General features: G+C 67.6%; 11 protein-coding genes and 2 tRNA genes. 10 read left to right on the top strand and 3 right to left on the bottom strand.

Going from position 1 to position 11,307, the window contains the following annotated elements; genetic code table 11:
- Window position 1: 1 nt before the first annotated feature.
- On the bottom strand, window positions 2-2,572 hold the full coding sequence (gene pepN / locus AC5Y36_RS25500; protein WP_500043762.1) for an aminopeptidase N: 2,571 nt from the start codon (window positions 2,570-2,572) through the stop codon (window positions 2-4).
- A 111-nt stretch (window positions 2,573-2,683) separates the two neighbouring features.
- Here pepN and AC5Y36_RS25495 point away from each other — a divergent pair, with 111 nt between their 5' ends.
- The 5 genes from AC5Y36_RS25495 to AC5Y36_RS25475 all read left to right on the top strand — a co-directional run bounded on the left by AC5Y36_RS25495 (window position 2,684) and on the right by AC5Y36_RS25475 (window position 5,402).
- Window positions 2,684-2,896 carry a hypothetical protein gene (locus AC5Y36_RS25495; RefSeq protein ID WP_500043761.1) on the top strand — a complete coding sequence of 71 codons (213 nt, stop codon included), beginning with the start codon at window positions 2,684-2,686 and terminating at the stop codon, window positions 2,894-2,896.
- Between the two features lie 82 nt (window positions 2,897-2,978).
- The gene (locus tag AC5Y36_RS25490; RefSeq protein WP_500043760.1) at window positions 2,979-3,599 is read left to right on the top strand and encodes a mycothiol-dependent nitroreductase Rv2466c family protein; all 621 of its coding nucleotides are present in this window, start codon (window positions 2,979-2,981) and stop codon (window positions 3,597-3,599) included.
- Window positions 3,600-3,715: 116 nt separating this feature from the next.
- Window positions 3,716-4,195 (top strand): ribose-5-phosphate isomerase, encoded by a 480-nt coding sequence (locus AC5Y36_RS25485; protein WP_500043759.1) that lies wholly within the window; start codon window positions 3,716-3,718, stop codon window positions 4,193-4,195.
- Between the two features lie 2 nt (window positions 4,196-4,197).
- The gene (locus tag AC5Y36_RS25480) at window positions 4,198-4,992 is read left to right on the top strand and encodes an Fpg/Nei family DNA glycosylase (RefSeq protein ID WP_500043758.1); all 795 of its coding nucleotides are present in this window, start codon (window positions 4,198-4,200) and stop codon (window positions 4,990-4,992) included.
- A 56-nt stretch (window positions 4,993-5,048) separates the two neighbouring features.
- Window positions 5,049-5,402 carry an Mtp family mycobacterial-type pilin gene (locus AC5Y36_RS25475; RefSeq protein WP_500043757.1) on the top strand — a complete coding sequence of 118 codons (354 nt, stop codon included), beginning with the start codon at window positions 5,049-5,051 and terminating at the stop codon, window positions 5,400-5,402.
- A gap of 1 nt (window position 5,403) precedes the next feature.
- On the opposite strand, the gene AC5Y36_RS25470 is transcribed toward AC5Y36_RS25475, so the two are convergent.
- Window positions 5,404-6,582, bottom strand: coding sequence for a serine hydrolase domain-containing protein (locus AC5Y36_RS25470; RefSeq protein ID WP_500043756.1), 1,179 nt, complete (start codon window positions 6,580-6,582; stop codon window positions 5,404-5,406).
- A gap of 31 nt (window positions 6,583-6,613) precedes the next feature.
- Window positions 6,614-6,684, bottom strand: a tRNA-Gly gene (locus tag AC5Y36_RS25465).
- A gap of 149 nt (window positions 6,685-6,833) precedes the next feature.
- On the opposite strand from AC5Y36_RS25465, the gene AC5Y36_RS25460 reads away from it, so the two are divergent.
- From AC5Y36_RS25460 to clpX, 5 genes are all read left to right on the top strand, one after another.
- A tRNA-Pro gene (locus AC5Y36_RS25460) sits at window positions 6,834-6,907 on the top strand.
- Between the two features lie 43 nt (window positions 6,908-6,950).
- Window positions 6,951-8,369: a trigger factor gene (gene tig, locus AC5Y36_RS25455; RefSeq protein WP_500043755.1), complete on the top strand. Its 1,419-nt coding sequence runs from the start codon at window positions 6,951-6,953 to the stop codon at window positions 8,367-8,369.
- 131 nt (window positions 8,370-8,500) lie between these two features.
- On the top strand, window positions 8,501-9,085 hold the full coding sequence (locus AC5Y36_RS25450) for an ATP-dependent Clp protease proteolytic subunit (RefSeq protein ID WP_500043754.1): 585 nt from the start codon (window positions 8,501-8,503) through the stop codon (window positions 9,083-9,085).
- A complete protein-coding gene (gene clpP2, locus AC5Y36_RS25445; RefSeq protein ID WP_500043753.1) occupies window positions 9,082-9,717 on the top strand; it encodes an ATP-dependent CLP protease proteolytic subunit ClpP2 in 636 nt (211 codons plus the stop codon). Before AC5Y36_RS25450 ends, clpP2 begins: the two co-directional genes overlap by 4 nt.
- A gap of 247 nt (window positions 9,718-9,964) precedes the next feature.
- Entirely contained in the window at window positions 9,965-11,248 is a 1,284-nt protein-coding gene (gene clpX, locus AC5Y36_RS25440) for an ATP-dependent Clp protease ATP-binding subunit ClpX (RefSeq protein WP_500043752.1), read from the top strand.
- Window positions 11,249-11,307: the final 59 nt, after the last annotated feature.

The following is an 11,307-nucleotide window of genomic DNA, read 5'->3' as shown; positions in this document are numbered from 1 at the left end:
CCTAGATGGCTGGGCCGGCGTCGAACGCGCGGGCGCGCTGCGACCGCTGCACCCCGGCACGGCCCTCGAGCACCAGCCGGCGCAGCGCCGGCGGCAGGTCAGGGTCGGCCAGGAACGCCTCAGCGGCGGCCAGTCCGTCGTCGCTGACATCCCAGCCCGGGTACAGCCCGACCACCACCGTCTGCGCGACCTCACTGGATCGCCGCGCCCACACGCCGGGGATCGCCGCGAAATACCGTTGCGTGAACGGTTGCAGCAGCGCGCCCTGCCCGGGCTGAACGATGCCGGCGATGATGGACCGGCCGGTGATGTTGGCCAGCGTGTCGTCCTCGATCACCTGCTGCCAGGCCTGTTCCTTGACCTGCGGTTGCGGCCGTGCCGCCGCGGCCTGGGCGCCCTGGCGCTGGCCGGCCGCCGTCGGATCGCGCAGCACCTCCGCGTCGATGAACGGGGTACCGGGGCCGTCGGCGTCGATCACCCCGGATCGGGCCAACGCGATGACGATCCGCCACCGTAGATCGGTGTCTACCGCCAAACCGGCCAGGCCCTGATCGGCGGGATCGCCGTCGAGCAGACCGGCCAGCACATCGGTGTGCTGCGCGGACAACACCGACGTGCACAGCGCGTTGAGGTAGGCGAGTTGGTGATCGGAGCCCGGCGCGGCGGCGCGGGCCAGTTCCAGCAGTCGGTCGGCGAACTCCGGCCAGCCGTGCGCGTCGGCCCAGCCCGGCTCGGCGTAGAAGCCCAGCGCGGTCTGGGCCTGCAGCAGCAGCCGCTGCGCCACCCCGACCTCGGTTTCGGCCTGAATGCCGCGGCCGACCAGCGCCACGAAGTCGCGGGCTTTCAGTTCGGCTTCCCGGGTCATCTCCCAGGCCGCCGACCACGCCAGCGTGCGCGGCAACGGTTCGGCGATGTCGGCGATGCGCTCCAGCACGGTGGCCAGCGACTGCGGGTCCAGTCGCAGCGAGCAGTAGGTCAGATCGTCGTCGTTGACCAGGATCAGTTTTCCGCGGAAAACTCCGGCCAGCCCGGGCACATCGGTGCTGGGTCCGGCGACGTCGAGTTCTTCGCGGTGCACCCGGACCAGGCGGCCGGCTCCATCGTCGTCGTAGATTCCGACCGCGAGTCGGTGCACCCGGGTCTCACCGGCGCCCGGGGCGGCCCCGGACTGCGTCACCGCGAACCGGGTGAAATTGCCGTTGTCGTCGACGTCGAAGTCGGCGCGCAGCGTGTTCAGGCCGGTGGTCTTCAGCCACTGCGCACCCCAGTCGGACAGGTCGCGGCCAGAGGCCTTCTCCAGCGCGGCCAGCAGATCGTCGAAGGTGGCGTTGTCATAGGCGTGCGCCGCGAAGTAGTCACGCAGCCCGGCCAGGAAGTGCTCCAACCCCACGTAGGCGACCAGCTGCTTGAGCACCGAGGCGCCCTTGGCGTAGGTGATGCCGTCGAAGTTCACCTCGACGGCAGCCAGATCAGCGATGTCCGCGGCGATCGGATGCGTCGAGGGCAGCTGGTCTTGGCGGTACGCCCAGGATTTCTCGGCATTGGCGAACGTGGTCCAGGCTTCGGTGTATTCGGTTGCCTCGCTTTGGCACAGCACCGAGGCGAACGTGGCGAACGACTCGTTGAGCCACAGGTCATCCCACCAGCGCATGGTCACCAGATCGCCGAACCACATGTGCGCCATCTCGTGCAGCACCGTTTCGGCACGCCGTTCGTAGGAGGCCCGGGTGACCTTGCTGCGAAAGACGTAGTCCTCCAGGAACGTCACGGCCCCGGCGTTCTCCATGGCGCCCGCGTTGAACTCCGGAACGAACAGCTGGTCGTACTTGCCGAACGCGTAGGGGACACCGAAATGCTTGTGGTAGAAGCCGAATCCCTGCTTGGTTTCGGTGAACAACCGCTCGGCGTCCATGTGCGCCGCCAGCGATGCCCGGCAGAACAACCCCAGCGGAATGTCGCCGTGCTCGTCGCGGTAGACGTCGTCCCACCGTGCGTAGGGTCCGGCGATCAGCGCCACCAGATAGGTACTCATCCGCGGCGTGCTGGCAAAGGTGTGCACCCCGTCGTCCGCGCTCAGCGTGGCCCCGTTGGAGATCACCTGCCAGTGCGCGGGGGCGGTGACGGTGATATCGAAGCTGGCCTTGAGGTCGGGCTGGTCGAAGCAGGCGAACATCCGCTTGGCGTCGGCGGTTTCGAACTGCGAGTACAGATACACCTCGTTGTCGACCGGGTCGACGAAGCGGTGCAGACCCTCACCGGTGTTGGAGTAGCAGCAGTCCGCGTCGACCTCGACGACGTTGTGTGCGGCCAGCCCCCGCAACGCGATACCGGTCGACTCGTCGTAGGCCGACACGTCGATCGGGTTGCCGTTGAGGGTGGCGCTGTGCACGGTGGCCGCGGCGAGATCGAGCACGGTGTCCGCGCCCGGCAGCGCGTCGAAGGTGACGGTGGCGGTGGAGCGAAAGGTTTTGCCGTCGCCGCCGGTGAGGTCCAGCGCGATCCGGTAGTTGGCAACGCTGACCAGCGCTGCCCGTTCGACGGCCTGATCACGGGTGAGGTTGGGGAGTGCCACGCCGTGCAACAGTAGTCGCCGGTGGTGAACCACCGGCTGGCTACGCAATGTTTACCGATCGTCAATCCCGCATTCGCGCCTTGGGGTGCCAGTCATGCCACGCTGCACGGCGTGAACTTCAAAGTGGTCTTCGCCATGCCCGACGGTGGTGCTTCCACTCGGAAATACAAGGGCACCGACAGTTACGAGGTCTTGCGCGGTGGGGTGCTGCGCATCGAGGTCGCGCGCCCGCCCGAGCAGGGCGTGCATCACTTCGCGCCGGGACAGTGGATCGAGGTGGCCGAGCACGTCGACCCGATTCACCCGACCCTGCGACCCGACTAAGGCGCGCCGGTCCGGGAACACCGGCCGGGCGCGCATAGTTGTGTCTCGACAGTGGCCCCACCCGGATCGAGAGGATCGCGCTATGCCTGCTGAATCGTCGACGAAGTCACGAGCCGATTTCTGGTTCGACCCGTTGTGTCCGTGGTGCTGGATCACCTCGCGCTGGATCCTCGAGGTCGAGAAGGTTCGCGACATCGACGTCGCCTTCCACGTGATGAGTCTGGCGGTGCTCAACGAGGGCCGCGACTTGCCGGAGGAATACCGGGAGCGGATGACGCACGCCTGGGGCCCGGTGCGGGTGGCGATCGCCGCCGAGCAGGCCCACGGCGCCGAGGTGCTGGCACCGCTGTACACCGCGATGGGCACCCGCATCCACAACGAGAACAACAAAGACCTGCCGGACGTCATCAAGCAGTCGCTGGCCGAGGTGGGCCTGCCCGCCGAGTTGGCCGACGCCGCCGACACCGACACCTACGACGAGGCGCTGCGCGCCAGCCACCATGCCGGGATGGACGCGGTCGGCGACGACGTCGGCACGCCCACCATCCACGTCAACGGGGTGGCGTTCTTCGGTCCGGTGTTGTCGCGGATTCCGCGCGGTGAGCAGGCGGGTCAGCTGTGGGACGCCTCGGTGGCCTTCGCGGCCTACCCGCACTTCTTCGAACTCAAGCGGTCCCGTACCGAGCGCCCCGAGTTCGACTAGCCGGACTAGCCGTCGGAAGGCCCCGAGACGGAATTGGGCGACGCGACGCGCCGCGAATGCGTCGCGTCGTTCCCACTCGGCGAGGCCCGGGTGCGGGGTCTGCAACAATGTGCGCCATGCGCGTCTACCTCGGTGCTGATCATGCGGGTTTCGAGCTCAAGCAGCAGATCATCGAGCACCTGGAGAAAACCGGCCACCAACCCATCGACTGCGGCGCGTTCGACTACGACGCCGAGGACGACTACCCGGCGTTCTGCATCGCGGCGGCCCTGAAGACGCTCGCCGACCCGGACAGCCTGGGCATCGTGCTGGGCGGCTCGGGCAACGGCGAACAGATCGCCGCCAACAAGGTCCGCGGTATCCGGTGCGCGCTGGCGTGGAGTCCGGAGACCGCAACGCTGGCCCGCGAACACAACAACGCACAGGTGATCGGGATCGGCGGGCGGATGCACACGCTGCCGGAGGCGCTGGCCATCGTGGACGCGTTCGTCAACACCCCGTGGTCCAACGCCGAACGCCACCAGCGCCGCATCGACATCCTCGAGGCCTACGAGCGCACCCACGTGCCGCCGCCGGTCCCCGGCGCACCCGCCTGACCGTGCCCGAGGGGCACACCCTGCACCGGCTGGGCCGGTTACATCAACGCCGGTTCGCCGGCGCGCCGGTCACGGTGTGCAGCCCGCAGGGCAGATTCGCCGAGGGGGCAGCCGCGGTGGCCGGGCGGGTGCTGCGCGGCACCAGCGTCTGGGGCAAACACCTGTTCCACCACTACGAGGGCGGGCTGACGGTGCACGTGCACCTCGGGTTGTACGGCACCTTCGCCGAGTACGCCGTACCGATGCCGGCACCGGTCGGGCAGGTGCGGATGCGGATGATCGGCGCCGAGTACGGCACCGACCTGCGCGGCCCGACGGCCTGCGAGGTGCTCGACGATCTGCAGGTCGCCGCGGTCACCGCTCGCCTGGGCCCCGATCCGCTGCGCCGGGACAGCGATCCGGCCCCCGCGTGGGCGCGGATCGCCAAGTCGCGCAGGCCGATCGGTGGCCTTCTGATGGATCAGGCGGTGTTGGCCGGGGTGGGCAACGTCTACCGCAGCGAATTGTTGTTCCGGCACGGCATCGACCCGTACCGGCCCGGGACCGCGATGACGGTCGACGACTTCGACGCGGCCTGGCGTGACTTGGTGGCGTTGATGAAAGTCGGGCTGCGCGGCGGCAAGATCGTCGTGGTACGCCCCGAGCATGATCGCGGTGCGCCGTCCTACGCGCCCGGCAAGCCCCGCACCTACGTCTACCGCCGAGCCGGCGACGCGTGCCGGGTCTGCGGCACGGCGGTGCGCACCGCCGTGCTGGAGGGACGCAACGTCTTCTGGTGTCCGACCTGCCAGAGCTGACCGGTTCCCGCGCCATTGCCTGGTTTACCCGCGGAGGCCGGGGGTATGACAGGGGCATGACGACACGAACGATGCATATCACGGCGGCCACCGCGATGATCGCCGCAGGTATGGGGTTGGCCGGTTTGGGCGCCGCGACCGCTGTTCAAGCCGACCCGGAGCCCCTCCCGACCTGGTGCCCGGGCGACTTCTGGGATCCCGGGTGGGGTGAGAACTGGAACTGGAACAGCTGCCACGCGAATTTCCGCGGTCCCGGCGACTTCCCCGGCCCCGGTGTTCCGGGCGTTCCGGGCGGGCCGGGTGGTCCCGGCAATCCGGGGCTTCCGGGCGGGCCGGGTGGTCCGGGCGGTCCCGGGTTCCCGGGCGGTCCCGGCGGTCCGGGAGGACCCGGCGGTCCCGGTCACCCCTGACTCAGCGCGTAGCGACCCCGAGTGCGGCGTAGATCTCATTGCTGAGTGACACACTGCGCGGGTCGGCGTTGGCCTTGGTGGCGTCGTAGCGGTTCATCACGTACGCGTATCCGATCCGGTGTTCGAGATCGACGAACCCGAACGATCCGCCGAGGCCGCCGTGGCCGAAGATCCGCGGATTGGGCCCGTTGACCGCACGCTGATTGAGCATGTAGCCCAATCCCCAGCCGTGGTCGGCGACCCGCGGCCCGAGCACCAGATCGGTGTCGAAGCCGCCCTGCGACATCCGTACCCGCTCCATGTGTTCGCGGCTGAGTAGCTTCTCCTGCGCCAGCCCGTTATAGAAGGTGGCCATCCCCACGGCGGAAACGTGCCCGCCGATATCGGGCAGCGGCACCTGGCGCCAGCGCTGGCGTTCCTCGGAGCCGAACTCGTCGCTCGGAATGAATCCCCACGCCACCGACAAGCCCGCCTTGGGATGCTCGGCGAGCGTGCGGGGACGGTCCGGGGCGCTGGCCAGCAACTCGCGGGGGTGCGGCTTGTCGATCAGATCCGCGCAGCGCGGCAGGTCGGCGGGGGACAAACCGATGTGGACGTCGGCGCCCAGCGGCTCGGCGATCTCGGTGCGCAGATACTGGCCCAGGGTGCGTCCGGTCACCCGACGCACCACCTCGCCCAGGATGAAGCCGAACGCGGCCAGGTGATAGCCCTGCGCGGTCCCCGGCTCCCACCACGGCTCGGCGGCGGCCAACCGGGCGCAGACCAGATCCCAGTCGGCGACCTCCCGCCAGGTCAGCGGGGTGCGCGGTCCGATCACCCCGGAACGGTGGCTGAGCACCATGGCAACGGTGACGTCCTGTTTGCCGGCCTGGGCGAACTCCGGCCAATACCGGGCGATCGGGGCGTCGAGGTCGAGTTCGCCGCGGTCCGCGAGATGGTGCACACAGGTGCTGGTCAGTCCCTTGGTGCCGGATAACACGGCGGCCAGGGTGTTCTCACACCACGGCCGGGCGTGTTGGGCGTCGGCGTCTCCGCCCCACAGGTTGACGACGAGTTCCCCGTCCACCCACGCCGCGACGGCCGCGCCGACCTCGTCACGTTCGGCGAAGTTCCGTGCGAATGCGTCGCGCACCCCCTCGAAACCGGCTGTGCACGAGCCGTGAATGTCGACGTCGTCCACGTCGCCTCCTGTCGAGACGCCCCCCATCTTGAGCGGGCGACGGGAATCGAACCCGCGTAGCTAGTTTGGAAGACTAGGGCTCTACCATTGAGCTACGCCCGCATGTATTTCTAGAGCGAGACTGTACCGGCGTCGCCGACACCAAATCCAATTGGCGCTGATTCGTGCCTTCGCTGGGCCGGCCGGCGGCAGGTCGCCAGCAGGTCGCTGTGACGGCCGATCCGCCGGGCCGTAGGATCGCGAGGTCAGCGCGGGGTGTAGCGCAGCTTGGTAGCGCATCCGCTTTGGGAGCGGAAGGCCGCAGGTTCAAATCCTGTCACCCCGACCGAACCCGCCAACCCGTCGATACAGACACGAGGAGTACAGCCGTGAAGAGCACCGTCGAGCAGTTGAGCCCCACCCGGGTTCGGATCAATGTGGAGGTGCCGTTCACCGAGCTGCAGCCCGACTTCGACCGCGCCTACAAGGAGCTGGCCAAGCAGGTGCGGTTGCCCGGATTCCGCCCCGGCAAGGCCCCGGCCAAGCTGCTGGAAGCGCGCATCGGCCGTGGCGCGGTGCTGGAGCGCGTCGTCAACGACGCGCTGCCCAACCGCTACGGCCAGGCGGTGACCGAGTCGGAGCTCAAGCCGCTGGGTCAGCCCGAGATCGAGATCACCAAGATCGAGGACGGCTCGGAGCTGGTATTCACCGCTGAGGTCGACGTTCGCCCCGAGGTGACGTTGCCGGACCTGAGCACGCTGACGATCACCGTCGACCCGATCGAGATCAGCGACGAGGACGTCGACGCCGAGCTGCAATCGCTGCGGGCCCGGTTCGGCACCCTGACCGGTGTGGAGCGCGCCGCCGCCGACGGTGATTTCGTGTCGATCGACCTGTCGGCCACCGTCGACGGCGAGGACCTGCCGGACGCGGCGACCCAGGGGCTGTCCCACGAGGTGGGTTCGGGCCGCCTGGTCGAGGGCCTCGACGAGGCGATCATCGGCCTGTCCGCCGGTGAGAGCAAGGACTTCACCACCACGTTGGCCGCCGGCCCGCACGCCGGCAAGGAAGCTCAGGTCACCGTCACCGTCGCGACGGTCAAGGAACGCGAACTGCCCGAGCCCGATGACGAGTTCGCCCAGCTGGCCAGCGAATTCGACACCATGGACGAGCTGCGCGACGACTTGACCGAGCAGGTGCGCCGCACCAAGCGGGTGCAGCAGGCGGAGAAGATCCGCGAAGCCGCACTGGAGACACTGCTCGAGCAGGTCGACATCCCGTTGCCGGAGGCGATCGTGCAGGCGCAGGTCGACAACACCTTGCACAACGCGCTGCACGGGCTCAACCACGACGAGGCCAAGTTCGCCGAGAAGCTCGTCGAGCAGGGCTCGTCGCGCGAGGAGTTCGACACCGACAGCCGCGCCTCGGCCGAGAAGTCGGTGAAGACCCAGCTGCTGCTGGACGCCCTGGCCGACCACCTGGACGTGCAGGTCGGTCAGAACGACCTGATGCAGCACCTGGTGCTAATGTCGCGCCAGTACGGCATCGAGCCGCAGCAACTGCTGCAGGTGCTCGGACAGAACAAGCAGCTGCCCGCGGTGTTCGCCGATGTGCGGCGGGGCCGGACCATCGCGGCGGCGGTGCAGGCCGCCAGCGTCAGCGACACCGACGGCAACGCGATCGACACCGCCGAGTTCTTCGGCAGCCCCGACGAGGACGCCGACGACGACGCCGGAGCCGAGGAGCTCATCGCGGCCCTGGAGGGTGACGGAGGCGACGCGGCCGACGTGGACGCCGACGACGAGTGACGCTGTGAGCGAACGCCGGCAGTTCGGGGACTCCGCGGCGTGACCGGTTGGTTAGTGTCGGTGACAGACAAACACGTTGGAAGCTTGAAAAGCTCGGAAGCTAGGAAAGCAGGTAACCCACGGTGAGCGATATGCGTTCAAATGGGCACGGGCTCAACCTCGTCGACTCGGTGTATGAGCGCTTGCTCTCCGAGCGGATCATCTTCCTGGGTTCGCAGGTCGACGATGACATCGCCAACCGGCTGTGCGCGCAGATTCTGCTGCTGTCGGCCGAGGACCCGACCAAGGACATCTCGCTGTACATCAACTCGCCGGGCGGGTCGATCAGCGCCGGGATGGCCATCTACGACACCATGGTGCTGGCACCGTGCGACATCGCGACCTACGCGATGGGGATGGCCGCCTCGATGGGCGAGTTCCTGCTGGCGGCGGGCACCAAGGGCAAGCGGTACGCGCTGCCGCACGCCCGCATCCTGATGCACCAGCCGCTGGGCGGGGTGACCGGCAGCGCCGCCGACATCGCGATCCAGGCCGAGCAGTTCGCCGTCATCAAGAAGGAGATGTTCCGGCTCAACGCCGAGTTCACCGGTCAGCCGATCGAACGCATCGAGGCCGACTCCGACCGCGACCGCTGGTTCACCGCCGACGAAGCCCTCGAGTACGGCTTCGTCGACCACATCATCACCCGCGCCCAGACCAACGGAGCTGCATCATGAACCCTGAAATCGCCCCGCAGGCGCGCTACATCCTGCCGTCGTTCATCGAGCACTCCAGCTTCGGCGTCAAGGAGTCCAACCCCTACAACAAGCTGTTCGAGGAGCGCATCATCTTCCTCGGCGTGCAGGTGGACGACGCCTCGGCCAACGACGTGATGGCCCAGCTGCTGGTGCTGGAATCGCTGGACCCCGACCGCGACATCACCATGTACATCAACTCCCCGGGTGGCTCCTTCACCTCGCTGATGGCGATCTACGACACCATGCAGTACGTGCGGGCCGACATCCAGACGGTCTGCCTGGGTCAAGCCGCCTCGGCCGCGGCGGTGCTGCTGGCCGCCGGCACCCCGGGTAAGCGGATGGCGCTGCCGAACGCGCGGGTGCTGATCCATCAGCCGTCGCTGTCCGGGGTGATCCAGGGACAGTTCTCCGACCTGGAGATCCAGGCGGCCGAGATCGAGCGGATGCGCACCCTGATGGAAACGACCCTGGCCCGCCACACCGGAAAGGACGCCGCGGTCGTCCGTAAGGACACCGACCGCGACAAGATCCTGACCGCGGAGGAAGCCAAGGACTACGGGATCATCGACACCGTGCTGGAGTACCGGAAGCTCTCCGCCCAGACGTCCTGACTTTCACGGCGAGTTTGCCCCTGACTATGCGGCCGGGCTCGGCATATAACAGCCGGGACACTGCGGCGCGTCTCACCCGGCACAAAGTGTCCACAGGCGCTATGTTGCTGGAACGAACAGCCACAAATACCAAGGACGCGATTCGGCCTTATCGGTCGCATCAGTACAGAGCAAGCGGGTAGCGTCGGGACTTACACCCGACACCGGCCGCGACAGCCGGCGAACAGGAAGTAGGCACTGAAGCAACATGGCGCGCATTGGAGACGGCGGTGACCTCCTGAAGTGCTCGTTCTGCGGAAAGAGCCAAAAGCAGGTCAAGAAACTCATCGCCGGTCCCGGCGTGTACATCTGCGACGAGTGCATCGATCTCTGCAACGAGATCATCGAAGAGGAGCTCGCCGACGCTGACGACGTCAAGCTCGATGAGCTGCCCAAGCCCGCGGAGATCCGGGAATTCCTGGAGGGCTATGTCGTCGGCCAGGACACCGCCAAGCGCACGCTGGCGGTGGCGGTCTACAACCACTACAAGCGCATCCAGGCCGGCGAGAAGAGCCGCGACTCGCGCGCCGGTGAATCCGTCGAGCTGACCAAGTCCAACATCCTGATGCTCGGGCCGACCGGCTGCGGCAAGACCTACCTGGCCCAAACCCTGGCCAAGATGCTCAATGTGCCGTTCGCCATCGCCGATGCCACCGCGTTGACCGAGGCCGGCTACGTCGGCGAGGACGTCGAGAACATTCTGCTCAAGCTGATTCAGGCCGCCGACTACGACGTGAAGCGCGCCGAAACCGGCATCATCTACATCGACGAGGTCGACAAGATCGCCCGCAAGAGCGAAAACCCGTCGATCACCCGCGACGTGTCGGGCGAGGGTGTGCAGCAGGCGCTGCTGAAGATTCTGGAAGGCACCCAGGCCTCGGTGCCGCCGCAGGGCGGCCGCAAGCACCCGCACCAGGAGTTCATCCAGATCGACACCACGAACGTGCTGTTCATCGTGGCCGGTGCGTTCGCCGGGCTGGAGAAGATCGTCTCCGACCGGGTCGGCAAACGCGGTCTGGGGTTCGGCGCCGAGGTCCGCTCCAAGGCCGAGATCGACACCACCGACCATTTCGCCGAAGTGATGCCCGAAGACCTGATCAAGTTCGGCCTGATCCCCGAGTTCATCGGCCGGTTGCCGGTGGTGGCCTCGGTGACCAACCTGGACATGGACGCCCTGGTCAAGATCCTCTCCGAGCCGAAGAACGCGCTGGTCAAGCAGTACGCCCGGCTGTTCGACATGGACGGGGTGGAGCTGGAGTTCACCCCGGACGCTCTGGAGGCGATCGCCGACCAGGCCATCCACCGCGGCACCGGTGCCCGCGGCCTGCGCGCGATCATGGAAGAAGTGCTGCTGCCGGTCATGTACGACATCCCCAGCCGCGACGACGTCGCCAAGGTTGTGGTGACCAAGGAAACCGTGCAGGACAACGTGCTGCCGACCATCGTGCCGCGCAAGCCGTCGCGCTCGGAGCGCCGCGACAAGAGCGCGTAGCCTCGTCCCGTTTGCGAACGTCGCCGAGATTGCACACCGGTACGGATCCACTCGCACTT

It is taken from the genome of Mycobacterium sp. NGS50 (genome assembly GCF_059812545.1).
Note: the sequence above shows the minus strand (reverse complement) of the source record. Positions and strands in the feature narration are given on the sequence as shown.